This is a genomic window from Bacillus sp. BB081 (assembly GCF_008368895.1).
In the GTDB taxonomy this organism is placed as follows: Bacteria; Bacillota; Bacilli; order Bacillales; family Bacillaceae_G; genus Bacillus_A; species Bacillus_A wiedmannii.
Window position 1 is genome coordinate 253,281 of sequence record NZ_QOZX01000016.1, and the last position, 17,034, is coordinate 270,314.

Consider the following 17,034-nt stretch of genomic DNA (forward strand, 5'->3'; position numbering starts at 1 on the left):
AAAGGTTCCTAAAAACGAGGTTATCTAAGGAGGGACACACCAACATGGCGAAGCAACTGCCAGATATCGGCGATTATAAATATGGTTTCAAAGACAAAGACGTTTCGATTTTCCGTGCTGGACGCGGTTTAACAAAAGAAATCGTTGAAGAGATTTCACGTATGAAAGAAGAACCACAGTGGATGTTAGACTTCCGTTTAAAATCACTGGATAAGTTCTATGAAATGCCAATGCCACAATGGGGCGGCGACTTAAACGACTTAGATTTCGATGAAATTACGTACTACGTAAAACCATCTGAGAAATCTGAGAAGTCTTGGGATGAAGTACCTGAGGAAATTAAAGCGACATTTGATAAATTAGGTATTCCTGAAGCGGAGCAAAAATATTTAGCTGGTGTATCTGCACAGTACGAATCTGAAGTTGTATACCACAACATGAAAGAAGACCTAGAAGCTCTAGGAATCGTCTTCAAAGATACAGATAGCGCATTAAAAGAGAACGAAGATATTTTCCGTGAGCATTTCGGAAAAGTAATCCCACCAACAGACAACAAATTCTCTGCATTAAACTCTGCAGTTTGGTCTGGTGGATCATTCATCTACGTTCCAAAAGGTATTAAAGTGGATACACCACTTCAAGCGTACTTCCGTATTAACTCTGAAAATATGGGACAATTCGAGCGTACGCTTATCATCGTAGACGAAGGCGCACACGTACACTACGTAGAAGGTTGTACAGCACCTGTTTACACGACTAACTCACTTCACAGTGCGGTAGTAGAAATCATCATTAAGAAAGATGCATATTGCCGTTATACAACAATCCAAAACTGGGCGAACAACGTATACAACCTAGTTACAAAACGTGCGGTTTGTGAAGAAAACGCAACGATGGAATGGATTGACGGTAACATCGGATCAAAATTAACGATGAAATACCCAGCAGTTATCTTAAAAGGCGAAGGCGCTCGTGGTTTAACATTATCTATCGCGATTGCTGGTAAAGGCCAACACCAAGATGCTGGTGCAAAAATGATTCACTTAGCACCAAACACGTCTTCAACAATCGTTTCTAAATCGATTGCGAAGCATGGTGGTAAAGTAACTTACCGTGGTATCGTACAATTCGGACCAAAAGCGAAAAACTCTCGCTCTAACATCGAGTGTGACACGTTAATTATGGATAACCAATCTACATCTGATACAATTCCTTACAACGAAATCAAAAACGATTACGTTTCACTTGAACACGAAGCGAAAGTATCGAAAGTATCAGAAGAACAATTATTCTACCTAATGAGCCGCGGTATTTCTGAGCAAGAAGCTACAGAAATGATCGTAATGGGCTTCATCGAGCCATTCACTCGCGAACTTCCAATGGAATACGCAGTTGAAATGAACCGCCTGATCAAGTTTGAGATGGAAGGTTCTATTGGTTAAATAGAAATGCGGAGCCGACTATTCAGACCCGTTGGCTAAGGTTCTTTCGCACAGAAGATGTTGTTTATCTTCTTGTGCGGAAGGTTCTTAGACATGAGGGTCTAGGAGGCGAAGCTGGACAATATTTAAAAGTGGAAGTGGCTCGTTCAGAATGTGAGGGGGATGGAGCTTCTGACGTAGAGGCGTTTTTTGCCTCATAGGAAGAAGTGAAGCCACCGAACATTCTAGCCGCTGGAACTGGATAATATATGTATGAAGAAAGCGCCCTGCTATGCAGGGCGCTTTTTTATGTTGTGCTTGATTGGGTTCAGTTTAGGTCAGTTCAGGGCAGGCTGGGCTATCCAGTCGGTGTTTAACTAAATATATCGACTTATCAACAAATTACGACAGGAAGAACAGGCTGTATACCCCGAACCTATATCGTATCCACCTTATCCACAGATTTAATACGCTCCAAAATATGTTTCATCCCAATGAAAGAACCATACCCAATTAAAGCACCTAACATATTCAATATGATGTCATCAATATCGAAAACACCAGTAAAAGTAAGGAGTTGTAATGATTCAATTAATAAAATAAACTTAATGAAAATTTTTGATGCTATTTTTACATTGTTTATTTGTTTAAATAATAACGGCAGAAGGAATCCGAATGGGATAAATATGATGACGTTCCCTAATGTATTCATAAGTACGATTTCTATATTATAAGGATCTAGTAAATGTGTAGGATCGAATCCACTTAGATAGCTGATTGTACTTTTAAAAGGAATTAAGTTTATTAATCCACCATGTATAAAGCGCCAGTCTCCCGTTTCAAATAAATACTTCAAATCATAAAAGTAAACGGATGACCTCTCTAGCAATAGTTTAAATAATAAAACAAATGAATACGGTAAAAATAATCCCCAGCCAATCCACTGTACATATTTTTGCGTAGAAGATTGCATCGCTTTTTCAATTTCAGTTCCTAAAGTAGAGGCTTCTCCGAAGTTTTGAATGGCTAATGTAGTAGCTTCTTCTTCAGATTTTCCTTGATCGAGAAATTCTTGTTTTAAACTTGTAAGATGATCGTAAATTTCGAAGTATAGTTCGTCTCTATCGGATTGCGATAGGTTTGTTTTTTGAACGATACTCTTTATGTATTCTTCAATCGTCATTAATTTAAAGCTCCTTTCTGACAACTTTTAATAAGAGCTGTAACTGAATCCCACGCTGTTAGTTTTTCTTCTAAAATTTTCTTTCCGCTCGTAGTAATGCGATAAAATTTTCGTTTCATACCAGTTTCAGATTCACCCCAGTAGGAATTGATTAAATCCTTTTGTTCCAGACGTTTGAGTGCTGGATAGAGTGTACCTTGACTCATCGTGTATAAATCATTGCTGTTTCCTTTTAGTTTTTGAATAATGTCATATCCGTACGTATCGTGCTGTTTAATGATGGAGAGAAGTAAAATATCAATACTTCCTTTTAATATCTCTTTATCCATTTTATGGTTCACCACCTTATGATGAGATTGTAACACGACATATGTCGTGTTACAAGGTGTATTTGCCGGATGATACCCCATCTAGTATGCATTGAAATATATCAGCGATTTTTCAAATATATCGACCATAACTCGGAATATATCAGCGATTATTGCAATATATCGACGATTCGACAAGGGATATCGACTTATCGACAAAGTAAGACAAAAGAAATTCTTCATATACCCCACAATATGTTGTAGGAAAAGAGAACGACTGGAAGTAAGGCAAAGATACTGACAAATCCACTGGCAATCTATTGGAAAATCCAATTGAAGCCCCACCTACCGAACTCTCTGTTAAACTTTTTGACAAATCCCCCGAACCCCAACCAAATCCCTCGTTCAATCATCTAAAGCCCTTCCACACACTAGAAAAAGTTTTCTTATCAAAAAGGACAATCTTTTGCTTTTTCTCTCAATGCGAGTACAATGTAAAATAGCAAGAAAAGACGAAAAGTATTTACAGGATTATTGCGTACGTGTAGCGTAAATGGCAGTAAGGAACTGAGAGGAGGTTTTTTCTCTGAATATAAATAAAGAAACAATCATCCACCTTTATCATACAAACGATATACATAGTCATTTTGAAAATTGGCCGCAAATTTCTCGGTTTGTACAAGGGGAGAAAAAGCGAAGACAGGAAGCGGGAGAGACCGTTTTGACGGTTGATATCGGCGATCATGTGGATCGTTTTCATAGCATTTCGGAAGCGACGAATGGACTGGGCAATACGAAGCTTTTGAATGAGGCGTTATATGATTATGTAACGATCGGAAATAATGAAGGAATTACGTTAGCGAAGGAGCATTTGAATCGTCTATATGATGATGCTGGATTTGAGGTGCTCGTTGCGAATTTATTTGAAAAAGAAGGGGTACGTCCAGCGTGGGCAAAGCCTTATAAATTACATACAACGACAGATGGGATTACGATTGCCTTTATCGGGTTAACGGTAGCTTATCCAGAGTTTTATCATATGCTCGATTGGCATATTGAAGATCCACTTATCCATTTAGAGTCTATTTTAGAAGAAGTGCGAGATGAGGCTCATATTACGGTTGTCCTTTCTCATCTTGGAAAAAGCATGGATGAGTATATGGCAGAGCATTATGATATAGATGTTATTTTAGGTGCACATACGCACCATTTATTTGAGCGTGGCATTCTTATGAATAATACTTTACTTTGTTGTTGTGAAAAGTGGGGACGTTACGTTGGGCACGTTCAGCTTACTATGGATAAAGAGACGAAGAAGCTGTTGAAAAAGGACGGTAGAGCGATTAAGACAGAACGTTTAGGTGCTTATAGCAAACCGTTATCCACAATTGAAGCGCTACAGGAAGAAAGTAAACAGATTATGGCCGAGCCTGTCGTTCATTTAAAGGAAGCATTACGGGTCAATTGGTTTCAGGAGACATCATTTTCGCACATGTTAGCAAGTGCGCTGAAAACGTGGTGCGGTGCAGAAATTGGAATGGTGAACGCTGGTGTGCTATTAGAGGGATTAAATGAAGGTGTTGTGACGCGCGGAGATATTCACAGAATTTGTCCACATCCAATTAATCCATGTTTATTAAAAGTGCCGGGGAAAACGTTAAGAGAAGTTATTTTGAAAGCACGTCGCCCGAATATGGAGAACCTTGAGGTAAAAGGATTCGGATTTCGTGGAAAAGTGATGGGGAAAATGATTTACGCTGGTGTCGAAGTCATTCCAGATATGATTCCTGGGAATAAAATTTTACTGGAAGATGTATTGATTAACGGGGAATCGCTGGAATTAGATCGTATATATACGGTAGGAACGATTGATATGTTTACATTCGGATACTTATACCCAGAGCTATCCACACTTTCTGACAAACAATATTATATGCCAGAGTTACTCAGAGATGTGTTAACAGACGTGTTGATAACTCATACATCTTCCGTCAAACTATAGGCTAGTTAACTTGTAACACTCATTTTTCTCTTGTCATAAAGATAAGAAAGAGAGGAGTGTGAACTATGGTTAATGTGGAGCCAATTATAATCGATAATTATACGTTTATTGCGGTTAGCGTCAAACTTCCAAAGACAAATTTGCTAGCTGTAATGAGCGATAAAGGATATATTATGTGCGGTGCATTAGATGTAGGTCTTTTAAATGAGAAGTTAGGTGATCGAGGAATTATTGCTGGCCGTGCGGTTGGTGTAAGAACGATTGAACAACTTCTTGAAGCGCCGCTAGAATCAGTAACGATTGAAGCCGAAGCATTAGGTATTACGGCAGGCACAATCGGAAAAGAAGCATTATTAAAAATGAGATAAGCATATATCGTCCCTCCTTCTTGCATAGAAATGATATAAGAAGGAGGTTTTTTTATGAGTATATTTCGTTCGAAAAATTCGCGGTTTCGAAGGGGACCAATTACCTTTCGGCACATACTGCTTATGTCGTTTATTCTTTTTGTCATATTACTCGTGCAAGGATTATGGATTGTGAATAAAAGCATTCAGCCGACATTACTTAAATATGGGGAAGTAGAGACGCATAAAATGGCGACAGCGGTTATGACGAAGGCGGTAAAAGATAGAATTAATGAAGGGTTTGATGTCGATTCATTAATGAAAGTACAAAATGATAAAAACGGGAAAGTATCCACAATTAATTTAAATACAAAGCAAGTAAATGAAATCGTAACGTCAACGACCACATACATAGAAAAATATTTACAGCAAGTAGAACAAGGTGATTTGAAGGGGCTAGGTATTTCTGAAAAAAATGGAGCAACGATGGCAGTTCCTTTTGGTCGTGTAACGGATAATGCGCTTCTTGGAAATATAGGACCCGATATTCCAATTGATTTTACGACGATTGGTCATGTGAATACGGATATTAAACAAAAAATTGAACCGCACGGGATCAATACGACAGCGATTCAAATTATTATGGAGATGGAAGTCACGTTGCAAGTGATTATTCCATTTCATACGAAAGAAATAAAGGTAAAACAAGATGTTCCGATTGCAACGCGTATTGTTCAAGGGGAAGTGCCTACTTATTATGGAAGTGGGAGTGTTGTTGTACCTGATAAAAAGAAAACGGATAGTTAGCCGAATTAAAAAAATAACCGTAGCAATATGCTACGGTTATCGTTTTGTATTCGTGCGTTCTTTTCGCTCCCAAAGACTTAAATGCATGTATGGATCGAAAGCCCATTCTGTATAACCATTGTCTTTATACATACCGAAATGTAGGTGGGGCGGGAATTTTCCAGCTGTGCCGGGAGGGCCGTAACCGGTGCTACCGACAAATCCGATTACTTTTCCTGGTTCGACAATTTGTCCAAGCTGTATTTCTTTTGAGAATCCGCCTAAATGAGCGTAATAATGGTAATTATTATGAAGGTCGCGAATGCCGATGCGCCATCCGCCAAGACGGTTCCAGCCTTTTGTTTCAATAATGCCATAGCAAGTAGATCTTACTGGTACACCATAGCCTGCAAAAATATCAGTTCCTTCATGAACTCTCCGCCCCCCAAAACTTCTTCCAGCACCGAAAGTACTACGGTAGCTATGGTCACTACGAATCGGAAGAGGGAAAGCATTTCCTTCTAAATTAATACGTCCGTAATGTTTATAAATTTGGGCGTATTCGGTAATTAATTCAACTGTTTTCGCACGTCTATAATATTCCCAAAGCATAATGTGAACACGGTCTTCGGACGTTCCTTGTTTCTTTAAAATTGTCGCTGCTGTATGCAGAAGATCACGGTCGTTATTTGCGTTTGCAAATCCATCTTTGTCACCATCTAAACCCAATCCACCAAATAGAGAAATTGTATGGGGGAGAGTGTCGTTACCATTAACGGGTCCAGCCCATATTTCTGGTTTGAAATAAAGGGAAATAATGGCATCTGGTTTTTTCGGAATATCTTTTCTTACGCTCCGTATATTTCTTTCGTATTGATCCATTGCAGCTAAGTAATACCACGGAATGCCTGAAGATTGCTCGGTTTCTTTATATAGTGCCATGCGCTTTTCATATATGCTTTGCTGATTATCTTCACCGTAAGCGATGTTTTGGTGGAGAAGAAAGCAAATTGAAAGCAAAAGAGAAATTTTTCGAAGCATGAAATAGACTCCTTTCACAACATCACTCTTTTTAGTGTGGGATATACGGAGTATTTCATTATAGGGAACGATTGGAAAAAATCTTAGAATCTTCATTTGAGCAAATCGCTTTCATACGTTAGAATAGATATGTTACATTGAAAGAAGCGAACACGGTAAACTATTTCATATTGTGCGGAGTTGATAACCATGACAAAACAAACAGAATATAAGCGCAAGCCCGAATGGTTGAAAATTAAGTTAAACACGAATGAAAACTATACAGGCTTAAAGAAAATGATGCGTTCTAAGAATCTTCATACAGTTTGTGAAGAAGCGAAATGTCCGAATATTCATGAATGCTGGGCTGTAAGGAAAACAGCAACATTTATGATTTTAGGTGCGGTTTGTACACGTGCTTGTCGTTTTTGTGCGGTTAAAACAGGCTTACCAACGGAGCTTGATTTACAAGAGCCAGAACGCGTAGCAGATTCTGTAGTACAAATGGGCTTAAAGCACGTTGTTATAACAGCGGTTGCACGTGATGATTTAAAGGACGGGGGAGCAGCTGTTTTTGCTGAAACAGTACGCGCTGTACGTCGTAAAAATCCATTTACGTCAATCGAAGTATTACCATCTGATATGGGTGGAGTAGAAGAAAACTTAAAAATGTTAATGGATGCAAAACCAGATATTTTAAACCATAACATTGAAACAGTACGTCGATTATCTGACCGAGTTCGCGCTAGAGCAAAATATGACCGTTCATTAGAGTTTTTACGTCGAGCGAAAGAAATGCAGCCTGATATTCCAACTAAATCGAGCATTATGGTGGGCTTAGGTGAAACGAGAGAAGATTTAATTGAAGCGATGGATGACTTACGTGCAAACAATGTGGATATTTTAACTCTTGGACAATACCTACAACCATCTAAGAAGCATTTACCAGTTCTTAAATATTATCCACCAGCAGAATTTGCAGAGCTTAAAGAAATTGCACTTAGCAAAGGCTTTAGCCACTGTGAAGCTGGCCCACTTGTGCGTTCTTCTTACCATGCGGACGAGCAGGTTCGTTCTGCAAAAGAAAAAACAGCAGAAGCAAAATAATGAAAAAAGAGAGCTAATCATTAGCTCTCTTTTTGTTTATATTCTAAAACAGTATTTGGGCATGTTAATAAGATTTTCTTTAATTCCTCTGTGGATAATTCAATTGTAAATTCAGGTACACCAGGTGTAATTAAAATTTTATCGTAAGCATAAATAGCACTATCCACAATAATCGTTACATGTTGTGAATAACCGAAAGGAGCTACACATCCTGGAGTACAGCCTGTTTCTTCTCTTAGCTCATCAGGAGAACAGAGAGATAAGCTTTCTCCTGTTATTTCTTTCATCTCTCCTCGGTTGAGCCTTGTACCCTCTAACGTAAAAAATACGTAATAATCTCCAGACTTTGATTTTAAAAATAAGCTTTTACTTGGAGTGCCGTGTAAGCCAAGCCTTTCACGTACGATACGATCTGTTTCATAATCGAGTACTGGTTCGTGTTCAAACTTTTCGTAAGAAGCATTTGTTTTATGTAGTAAAGCAAGTACATCTTCGTACATATGGAGTGATACCCCTTTCTATTGTTAGTACAGTTTCTTCTCGTGGCGTCAACTGAATGTGTTGGAAAGAGATATTACTTGGACGGTGCTTCCCATAATCGTTTTAGGAGACATTGTTTATCGAGTGTAATTTCGTAAATATCAGGATTCGTTAAAGCTCTCCATTCAATAAAGCCGATCGTATGATCAAAGTGCTTTAAAATGAGCGTGAGTAAGTTGCCGTGTGTAACAAGTAGTGTTGTAGTATGCTTTAACTTTAAAACGCCTTGGATAAGTGATATAGCACGATCCGTCGCTTGTTTTGTTGACTCTCCGCCTGAAAAGGCAATATCTATATTTGTAAAAGTAGATTCTAGTTTTTGCAACCAATCGTCCATTGGAACGTTGCTTAATATGCGTTCAGCTAATCGTTCATCTTCTTGGATAGACAAGTTAGCTTGGAGCGCATAGGGCCGAATAGAATCGGTAGCTCGCACAAATGGGCTTGAAATAATATGATCTATTTGTAGTTGGTTTTCTAAGAGGAATGTAGCAAGAGTGTTTGCTTGATTTTTTCCTGCAATCGTTAATTCGGCATCACGTTCTTGCCCAGTTGCTGAACAATGTCGTATTACAATCAATTTCTTCATAATTCATCCCCATCTTTCAAGTTGACGCTATATACTTCGACAAATGCGGGAAAAATCCCTTTTTATTGGAAACGGCATATTGATTTAAATATGTGGAAAAGTAATGTGGATAAATGAACATTTGAGGTGTAATGATGAAAAAAATGATATGTATTATATTCGGTCTTTGTTTTTTTATACACTTGTCCACAACATATGCAGAATCCAATCAAAAATTAAATTATCCAAGCAATCGAAATAAATCGTTTGTGAGTGAGGATGTGTTTTACGAACATTTAGATAAGAAAATCTATAAAGAATACAACAATGCAGCATATAGTGTTCGGAAAAAAATCTTATTTAAAGAAGTGGCTGATGAGGAATTTTCTTTCCTACAAAAAACAGCCATGGGTTGTCGGAGTAGTGTGATGCTTCAAGATTTTTTTGTTCATCCTGATCGCCAAGTTTATTTTTTCGCTTCCTTTTCTCAAAATGAAGTAGAAGAGTTTCATAAGTACATCGTTATAGACGCAGAAACAAAGAGGGAGCTGCAAGAGGGTAAGAGTTATCATCAGTGCGAAAAACGTGGTAAAAAATAACCCACCAGTTGGTGGGTTATTTTTTATTCCGGTACACTCATTAATTTCTCTTTCATTTTACGAATAAGAATGACAGCACCAATTGTGAAGAGAAGGGTAATTCCTTCTGCAACAAAGATGTTAATTGTTTTTGTTTGATAAAGTGCCGCGAAAAAGTCTACAAATGCGTGGAATAATATAGCGTAAACAAGGAAGATATATTTCTTCTGTTTTACTGCGTATAAGACAAGCATCGTAAAGGCAATTTGCAATACAAGAGCCATAATTCTTTCAAAGCTGCCAAGGAAGTATAAATAAGCAGGTTGTTCTATTAACATATCCTTTACAAGATTTAATTGTGGTAGTTTTTCTGCCATTTGAGCGAAGCTACCATTGTTAATAGCATTAGCGAATATAAGTGTCTGCAATGCAGAGAATCCGCCAACTAAAATGGATTCAATCCCGCCGTGACCAATTCCATAAGCGAAGCCATCTTTATATTCTAGATATTTTTTTAGTAGGAAGAAGAAGGCAACGAAGCGTCCTAATTCTTCAAAAATACCAGCAGTTAGTCCGCCATAAATTGCAAAGATAAACGGATTTTCTAAAAATGGAGCGATTGCTGGATTACCACGCATAAATAGGTGGAACGGTGTTTCGAGAATTTGGGTAAATCCAATAAAGATAAGAACACCAACGCCGACCACTTTCCAATTAATATTATATTTTTTACGGAAATAAACGAGTACAATAATTGGGACCAGAACCGAAACAACGAGTTGAAATATGATGCTGGCAATTACAGTATTTGAAACCATACTTTCACCGCTTTCTAATATATGTACATATCTATTATGCATGAAATATAGTGGAGATGAAACTTTTAACAAAAAATGAATTTACTTATTGACTCTAACGTTGCGTCATACTTTATCGTATGTATTAAGGGGGAGATACACATGACAATGAAGGTAAAAGAAGTAGCTAATTTAGTTGGAATTAGTGTGCGCACACTGCATCATTACGATGAAATTGGGTTGTTAACCCCAGACGAGACGACAGAGTCTGGATATCGTCTGTATTCCAATGAAAATTTAGAGACATTGCAGCAAATTTTATTTTTTAAAGAGCTAGGCCTCCCTTTGAAGAAAATTAAAGAAATTATCATGAGTCCATCATTTGACCACGAAGAAGCACTACAGCTTCATAAGAAAATGCTTCTTGAAAAACGTGCCAGATTAGATAAGGTGATTGCGACGATTGATAAAACAATTCAGCATACAAAAGGAGAGATTGAAATGACGAATAAAGAGAAATTTGAAGGCTTTGATTTCAGCCATAATCCGTACGAAGAAGAAGCGCGTGAAAGATGGGGAGACGCAGCTGTAGATAAAGCGAATGAATATGCGAAAGGTATGTCAAAAGAAAATCAAGAAGAGTTTAATACGATTTACAGAAATTTAGCGGCGCTTAGACACGGCGCACCAGATTCTAAAGAGGCACAAGAAGCAATCGGGGTATGGTACGATTACTTGCAAAACTTCGGAGAATATTCATTAGATGCTTTTAAAGGACTCGGTCAAATGTACGTCGCAGATGAGCGCTTCACAAAAAATATCGATAAGTTTGGTGAGGGGTTAGCGCAGTTTATGTGTGATGCGATGACGGTTTATGCGGATCGTAAGAAATAGTAAAAAAGGTGGAGGTTTTCTCCACCTTTTTTATTTTTTAATCATATCATTCAAAGTCTGATCCCCCGTATTGTTTAAATGAGGATTTTTGCTCATTTCTCGCTTTAGCATGTCGAGGCTCTGTGTATATTCTGTATCATTTAAGCTACCTGATTGAAGGCCTTGAATTTGAGAAATCAACTTTTGGTCTGTTGATACATATGCTTTATAATAGCGAGGGACGATGGACAAAGCAGCTTTATATACTTGATCTGCTACGAGTTTTGGATCCGTTGTGTTTGCACGGTATACAACAAATACTTCATCATCGGTAACGAGCGTAGCAGCGTTTGTAACGTCAGGAAGTTTGACTGTCATGCTTGTAATCATTTCAGCGACTTTCTCACGGTTAATGGCTCCTACTTGTTTGTTAGATACTTCATGTTTTTGTTTAGATGAATAACCGACTCTCGTTAATCTTGTATTTGTATTTTCCGTATGATACATGTCGTTTTTATTGGAAACAAGAACACGACTTCCTTCTTCACGTTCCATTTCGGCTTTATTAGATGATTGACAGCCTGCGAATAAGGAAAGAGTGAGGAGAGAGAGTATAATTTGTTTTTTCACGATGTATCACCTCCTTCTCCATAGCATGCACTAATTTTCAATTTTTTGTATTTGAAATTGTTGGTTGGTATGCTTTGTGATACGATAAAAAGAAGAATGCTTAGAGAGGAAGTTAATGATGGAGCAAAAGCAAGAGCAAGAGATGCATGCTACGGTGAGCATTAATAATGTGCAGTACGAAGTAATTAAAAACTTTCGTGACGGTTTTAGTGAAGAAGCATTTAAAGAGCGTTATGCAGAAATTTTAAATAAATATGATTACATCGTAGGGGATTGGGGTTATGAGCAACTTAGATTGCGCGGTTTCTTTGATGATAGTAATCAACGTTCGACATATGATACGAAAATTAGTACGTTAACGGAGTATTTATACGAGTACTGTAATTTCGGTTGTGCACACTTCGTATTACGAAAAGTGAAGAAATAAAAAAATCCTCTTACGATTGTAAGAGGATTTTTTGCATTATAAACAAATCGAGATATGATCGCCTTCAGAAAGTATTGTATTTGGTTTCATTTGTTGTCCGTTCAATTGAATATCCCCATTTTTAATTTTATCCACAATGCATGTACGGCTCCAGTCGGAAATATATGTGGATAAAGCTTTATCCATTCGGTGGGAACCGAAAACGATATCTAATACGATCGTGATTTCGGCTATGCCGTTTTCTTTATGTTGCGTAATGGAAATGGTAGTAGTTGTTTCTGTTTGATCTTGCTGCGTCATATCGACTGTTTCCACATGATCAGTAAATGATTTATAAATACGAAGTTTTTGGTTCCACGTATGATCTTTCGGACATTTATAAATGGCAAAACGATATATATTTTTTCCGTTGGCGTTATGCCTACGAATATTCGTGTCAGTAAATAAGGTAGTGCGTCTGCAATTTTTACAATACTTTTCAATTGTACCTTGCTCATTTTCATATAAACTCCAAGAAAGTTGTACTTTCTGCATTTTCCTTCACCTCTTATATTAGTGGTAAAGGAACGTAATACAGCTATTTGGATGTCTTGTAGTATGAAGGCATGAAAAATAGACAAAAATAAAAGGAGATTCCCTTAGGAAGCTCCGTAAACATCATACTACAGATGCGTTACGTTCCTTTGTAATGAGAATGGGCAGACTACTCCCTTGAAAAAGCGTGGTGCTTTTTTGAGAGTAATGCTATCCAATTGCTGGTCCATTACAAAGTAAATGTCGGCATACGTAGATAACGTCCTTTCTATCCAAATAGATTTATTCTTAATTATAACATATAAGATTGAAAATTCAAAATACTTAAAGTGAAAAAACACCAGCTAAAATAGCAGGTGTTTGAGATAAATTATATAAGTTCAAATAAAAATGAGCGTAGTTCTTCTGCAATTTCTTCAGTCATAGAAAATGCGTGCTCTAAGTAGCCTGGTTCGTTTAAATCGTCAGGACCGATGATTGCAAATCTATTGCGCTGTATATCAAGGACAATTGTTTTACCGTAATGACGATCGGAGTATAAAAGCGCTAAATCATGACGCTCATTTTCTCCCATAAAGCTAACGAAACGAGTTCTTGTAGCGACTGTATCGTCGTACAGAAAGAAACGTTCTTCCATACACATGGCTCCTTTATTAAATATCTAAGTTTAAGTGTGGTTTATGATCTAAATGGTGATGCGTTTTAATGAATCGTACCGTTCTTGTTTTGTAACGCATAACGATAGAATATGTTTCAGCTAGATCTCCGCCAAGGAATTTAACACCGTCTAATAACTCACCAGCAGATACACCAGTTGCTGAGAAGATTGCATCATCCCCAGATACTAAGTCATCTAACATAAGAAGTTGACGAGGATCTTCTAATCCCATTTCACGACAACGAGCTTCTTCTTCTTCGTTCATTGGAACTAAGCGAGCTTGCATTTCACCTTCAAGGCATTTTAATGCTGCTGCAGAAATAACACCTTCTGGAGCTCCGCCAATACCTACGAATAAATCAATACCCGTTCCAGGTAGTGCTGTTGCGATTGACGCACCAACATCACCATCACCAAATAATTTTACGCGTGCACCTTTTGCACGAACACGGTCAATAATATCTTGATGGCGTTCACGTTCTTGCACGATAACTGTTAGATCGCGAATCTTTTTATTGTTAGCTTCTGCTACAATTTCAATTGTTTTTTCAATTGGATCATCTAAGCTAATTTTACCAGCTGCTTTTGGACCAACCGCGATTTTTTCCATGTACATATCAGGAGCATGAAGAAGGTTTCCTTTATCTGCGATTGCGATAACTGCCATTGCATTTGCAAGACCTTTTGCAACGATGTTTGTACCTTCTAATGGATCAACGGCAATGTCTACTTCTGGACCGTTACCTGTTCCTAGTTCTTCACCAATATACAACATCGGTGCTTCATCAAGTTCTCCTTCACCAATTACAACTGTACCTGCCATGTTTACTGAATCAAACATATCACGCATTGCTGTAGTTGCTGCATCATCTGCTTCGTTTTTCTTTCCGCGGCCCATCCACTGTGCGGATGCTAATGCTGCTGCTTCTGTTACACGGACAATTTCTAGTGCGAGTTCACGTTCCAAGATTCCATTCCTCCAATTTCAAAAATCATACAAATATAACTATAACAAATAACGGAGAAAAGGTGAATTCGAAAAATTGTCGATTTTTTCAGAAGAAAGCGTTACAATTAAAATGTAAATGCTTTAATTTCCAGGTAGGTGACATTCATGTATTTTGTAGACAGAAAGAAAATAGAACAAATGCTAGTATGTTTAGAACGAGCAACAAGTACATTTCAAGAGAAAAAGATATATGAAACCGAGTTTGAATTTTACGCATTAGAACGTATAGCTCATCTAATTATTGATTGTGTATTAGATGTAGGGAATGCGATGATTGATGGATTTATTATGCGCGATCCAGGAAGTTATGAAGATATTATTGATATTTTGATGGACGAGCGAGTGATAAGTGCAGAAGAAGGAAAAGGAATGAAAGAAATTATCCTTCTTCGAAAAATGCTTACGCAAGATTATATTCAAATGAATCATGATGAATTATATAAGACGATTCAAAAACATATTGCAGTGGTAGAGAAATACCCAGCAAATATTCGCAGTTATTTAGAGAAGGAATTAGGACCTGTATCTGCATTTGTACCAGAATAATTATGCTTATAAGATCCCCGGGACTGCCTTTTGGGGATCTTATATTGTATGTGAGAAAGTAAAGGGAAAAGGGAGAAGGGTTAAGCATGGGGGAAGCACGTACGACGAAAGATGAAATTGTACAATTGTTGAAAGTTAAGGGAGAGCACACAGTAGCGGAACTAGCTGACGTTTTAGAGATTACAGAAATGGCGATCCGAAGACATTTAAGTAATCTTGAGAAAGATGGTTTCATTTATTCTAAGATGGTAAGACAACATGTCGGAAGACCAACTTATTTGTATGGATTAAGCGAAAAGGGAGAAGATACATTCCCGAAGGAGTATAAGCAATTTGCTATTGATATGCTAGAAGATTTAGCTCGAATGGGCGATGAAAAAATACTTCGTTACGTTTTAAAAGAGAGAACGAAGCGAATGGAAGAGCAGTTGCAAAAGCGAGTGAGTAATCAAAAGAATTTAGCATATAAAGTGCAAGAAATAGCAGCTATGCAAGAGAAAAATGGTTATATGGTTCAAATAAAGAGAGATGGAGAGAACTCTTTCGTAATTGAAAAACAAAACTGTCCGTTAAAAGAAATTGCAGAGAGATTCCCGCAAGTATGTGAAGATGAAAAAGAGATGTATAATCGTTTATTTGCAGGAGCAGATGTAAAGACGTTAGCAAATATGTGCGAGGGCGATTGTAGTTGTTCTTACCAAGTAAAAGAGAAAAAATGAACGTTATGGGGCGCTTTTAGGTAAAGCGTTTTTTTCTTTGGAAAAAGCGGGTAATATAAGAGTGGTATGATAAGGTGAGAACGTTAGCATAGAAGGAGAGACATAATGATGTATAAAGGTTACTTAATTGACTTAGACGGTACGATGTATCGCGGAGAAGAACAAATTGAAGAAGCGAGCGACTTCGTAAAAGCATTAGGAGAGCGCGGCATTCCTTATTTATTCGTTACGAATAATTCAACGCGTAAACCAGAACAAGTGGCAGAAAAACTTGTTCGTTTCGATATTCCAGCGGAAGCAGAGCAAGTATTCACAACGAGTATGGCTACAGCGAATTTCATTTATGAACGTAAACAAGATGCGACTGTATATATGATTGGTGAAGAAGGCTTACATGATGCGCTTGTGGAAAAAGGATTTGAACTTGTGGATGAAAATCCTGATTTCGTTGTTGTTGGTTTAGATCGTGACATCACATATGAAAAATTAGCAAAAGCTTGTCTTGCTGTGCGTAACGGCGCAACGTTTATTTCTACAAATGGAGACATTGCCATTCCGACTGAGCGCGGATTATTACCAGGTAACGGTTCATTAACATCAGTTGTAGCAGTATCAACAGGCGTGGATCCAATCTTTATCGGAAAACCAGAATCAATTATTATGGAACAAGCTTTAAAAGTGCTTGGCATAGAAAAAAATGAAGCATTAATGGTTGGGGATAACTACGATACAGACATTTTAGCGGGAATAAATGCTGGCATGCATACGCTTCTTGTCCACACTGGAGTCACAACTGTGGAGAAGTTAACAGAATATGAAGTACAACCGACGCAAGTTGTGCATAACTTGACGGAGTGGATTGAGAAAATGTAATGAAAAACAGGTAACCGGAAGAGGTTACCTGTTTTTTTATGCATAATTGCATATGTGCTGTTGTTATATATAATGTAAAATTTATATGTAATGATATTAGAGGAGGGG

The 17,034-nt window shown here is 37.7% G+C and carries 21 protein-coding genes; 11 read left to right on the forward strand and 10 right to left on the reverse strand.

Going from position 1 to position 17,034, the window contains the following annotated elements:
* Positions 1-44: 44 nt before the first annotated feature.
* The gene (gene sufB / locus DN394_RS09250; RefSeq protein WP_001118829.1) at positions 45-1,442 is read left to right on the forward strand and encodes a Fe-S cluster assembly protein SufB; all 1,398 of its coding nucleotides are present in this window, start codon (positions 45-47) and stop codon (positions 1,440-1,442) included.
* Between the two features lie 415 nt (positions 1,443-1,857).
* Here the strand turns inward: sufB and DN394_RS09255 are convergent, their stop codons facing one another.
* Together DN394_RS09255 and DN394_RS09260 are read right to left on the reverse strand one after the other, a co-directional pair.
* Positions 1,858-2,604: a VanZ family protein gene (locus DN394_RS09255; protein ID WP_098092343.1), complete on the reverse strand. Its 747-nt coding sequence runs from the start codon at positions 2,602-2,604 to the stop codon at positions 1,858-1,860.
* Positions 2,604-2,933: a PadR family transcriptional regulator gene (locus DN394_RS09260; protein ID WP_098092341.1), complete on the reverse strand. Its 330-nt coding sequence runs from the start codon at positions 2,931-2,933 to the stop codon at positions 2,604-2,606. Before DN394_RS09260 ends, DN394_RS09255 begins: the two co-directional genes overlap by 1 nt.
* A 589-nt stretch (positions 2,934-3,522) precedes the next feature.
* Between DN394_RS09260 and DN394_RS09270 the strand changes: the two genes are divergently transcribed.
* The 3 genes from DN394_RS09270 to yunB all read left to right on the forward strand — a co-directional run bounded on the left by DN394_RS09270 (position 3,523) and on the right by yunB (position 6,068).
* The gene (locus tag DN394_RS09270; protein ID WP_149293746.1) at positions 3,523-4,914 is read left to right on the forward strand and encodes a bifunctional metallophosphatase/5'-nucleotidase; all 1,392 of its coding nucleotides are present in this window, start codon (positions 3,523-3,525) and stop codon (positions 4,912-4,914) included.
* 65 nt (positions 4,915-4,979) lie between these two features.
* Entirely contained in the window at positions 4,980-5,282 is a 303-nt protein-coding gene (locus tag DN394_RS09275; RefSeq protein WP_000248463.1) for a YunC family protein, read from the forward strand.
* A 54-nt stretch (positions 5,283-5,336) separates the two neighbouring features.
* A complete protein-coding gene (gene yunB, locus DN394_RS09280) occupies positions 5,337-6,068 on the forward strand; it encodes a sporulation protein YunB (protein ID WP_000021814.1) in 732 nt (243 codons plus the stop codon).
* A gap of 36 nt (positions 6,069-6,104) precedes the next feature.
* On the opposite strand, the gene DN394_RS09285 is transcribed toward yunB, so the two are convergent.
* Positions 6,105-7,088: a M23 family metallopeptidase gene (locus DN394_RS09285; RefSeq protein ID WP_000944677.1), complete on the reverse strand. Its 984-nt coding sequence runs from the start codon at positions 7,086-7,088 to the stop codon at positions 6,105-6,107.
* Positions 7,089-7,277: 189 nt separating this feature from the next.
* On the opposite strand from DN394_RS09285, the gene lipA reads away from it, so the two are divergent.
* The gene (gene lipA, locus DN394_RS09290) at positions 7,278-8,174 is read left to right on the forward strand and encodes a lipoyl synthase (RefSeq protein ID WP_000166369.1); all 897 of its coding nucleotides are present in this window, start codon (positions 7,278-7,280) and stop codon (positions 8,172-8,174) included.
* A gap of 20 nt (positions 8,175-8,194) precedes the next feature.
* Here the strand turns inward: lipA and DN394_RS09295 are convergent, their stop codons facing one another.
* Together DN394_RS09295 and DN394_RS09300 are read right to left on the reverse strand one after the other, a co-directional pair.
* Positions 8,195-8,674: a YbaK/EbsC family protein gene (locus DN394_RS09295; RefSeq protein ID WP_000272726.1), complete on the reverse strand. Its 480-nt coding sequence runs from the start codon at positions 8,672-8,674 to the stop codon at positions 8,195-8,197.
* A gap of 74 nt (positions 8,675-8,748) precedes the next feature.
* Positions 8,749-9,303 (reverse strand): histidine phosphatase family protein, encoded by a 555-nt coding sequence (locus DN394_RS09300; RefSeq protein WP_097917423.1) that lies wholly within the window; start codon positions 9,301-9,303, stop codon positions 8,749-8,751.
* 134 nt (positions 9,304-9,437) lie between these two features.
* Between DN394_RS09300 and DN394_RS09305 the strand changes: the two genes are divergently transcribed.
* Positions 9,438-9,881 carry a hypothetical protein gene (locus DN394_RS09305; RefSeq protein WP_141498616.1) on the forward strand — a complete coding sequence of 148 codons (444 nt, stop codon included), beginning with the start codon at positions 9,438-9,440 and terminating at the stop codon, positions 9,879-9,881.
* 23 nt (positions 9,882-9,904) lie between these two features.
* Here DN394_RS09305 and DN394_RS09310 read toward each other — a convergent pair whose 3' ends face one another.
* On the reverse strand, positions 9,905-10,720 hold the full coding sequence (locus tag DN394_RS09310; RefSeq protein WP_141475160.1) for a YhfC family intramembrane metalloprotease: 816 nt from the start codon (positions 10,718-10,720) through the stop codon (positions 9,905-9,907).
* A gap of 99 nt (positions 10,721-10,819) precedes the next feature.
* Between DN394_RS09310 and DN394_RS09315 the strand changes: the two genes are divergently transcribed.
* Positions 10,820-11,551, forward strand: a complete 732-nt coding sequence (locus DN394_RS09315) for a MerR family transcriptional regulator (protein WP_098092339.1) — start codon at positions 10,820-10,822, stop codon at positions 11,549-11,551.
* A 30-nt stretch (positions 11,552-11,581) separates the two neighbouring features.
* On the opposite strand, the gene DN394_RS09320 is transcribed toward DN394_RS09315, so the two are convergent.
* Positions 11,582-12,160, reverse strand: a complete 579-nt coding sequence (locus DN394_RS09320) for a YhcN/YlaJ family sporulation lipoprotein (protein ID WP_046954398.1) — start codon at positions 12,158-12,160, stop codon at positions 11,582-11,584.
* 115 nt (positions 12,161-12,275) lie between these two features.
* Between DN394_RS09320 and DN394_RS09325 the strand changes: the two genes are divergently transcribed.
* On the forward strand, positions 12,276-12,587 hold the full coding sequence (locus tag DN394_RS09325) for a YutD family protein (RefSeq protein WP_002008894.1): 312 nt from the start codon (positions 12,276-12,278) through the stop codon (positions 12,585-12,587).
* A gap of 36 nt (positions 12,588-12,623) precedes the next feature.
* Here DN394_RS09325 and DN394_RS09330 read toward each other — a convergent pair whose 3' ends face one another.
* The 3 genes from DN394_RS09330 to glpX form a co-directional block, all read right to left on the reverse strand.
* Positions 12,624-13,121, reverse strand: a complete 498-nt coding sequence (locus DN394_RS09330) for a cytoplasmic protein (RefSeq protein ID WP_098092338.1) — start codon at positions 13,119-13,121, stop codon at positions 12,624-12,626.
* A gap of 370 nt (positions 13,122-13,491) precedes the next feature.
* A complete protein-coding gene (locus tag DN394_RS09340; RefSeq protein ID WP_000392614.1) occupies positions 13,492-13,758 on the reverse strand; it encodes a DUF3055 domain-containing protein in 267 nt (88 codons plus the stop codon).
* A 16-nt stretch (positions 13,759-13,774) separates the two neighbouring features.
* Complete coding sequence (glpX, locus tag DN394_RS09345; RefSeq protein WP_000439090.1) at positions 13,775-14,746, reverse strand: class II fructose-bisphosphatase; 972 nt, start codon at positions 14,744-14,746, stop codon at positions 13,775-13,777.
* 147 nt (positions 14,747-14,893) lie between these two features.
* On the opposite strand from glpX, the gene DN394_RS09350 reads away from it, so the two are divergent.
* The 3 genes from DN394_RS09350 to DN394_RS09360 all read left to right on the forward strand — a co-directional run bounded on the left by DN394_RS09350 (position 14,894) and on the right by DN394_RS09360 (position 16,926).
* Entirely contained in the window at positions 14,894-15,334 is a 441-nt protein-coding gene (locus DN394_RS09350; RefSeq protein ID WP_098084319.1) for a DUF86 domain-containing protein, read from the forward strand.
* A gap of 86 nt (positions 15,335-15,420) precedes the next feature.
* The gene (locus tag DN394_RS09355; protein WP_048528350.1) at positions 15,421-16,053 is read left to right on the forward strand and encodes a helix-turn-helix transcriptional regulator; all 633 of its coding nucleotides are present in this window, start codon (positions 15,421-15,423) and stop codon (positions 16,051-16,053) included.
* A 108-nt stretch (positions 16,054-16,161) separates the two neighbouring features.
* Positions 16,162-16,926, forward strand: coding sequence for a TIGR01457 family HAD-type hydrolase (locus tag DN394_RS09360; RefSeq protein ID WP_033662784.1), 765 nt, complete (start codon positions 16,162-16,164; stop codon positions 16,924-16,926).
* Positions 16,927-17,034 lie beyond the last annotated feature (108 nt).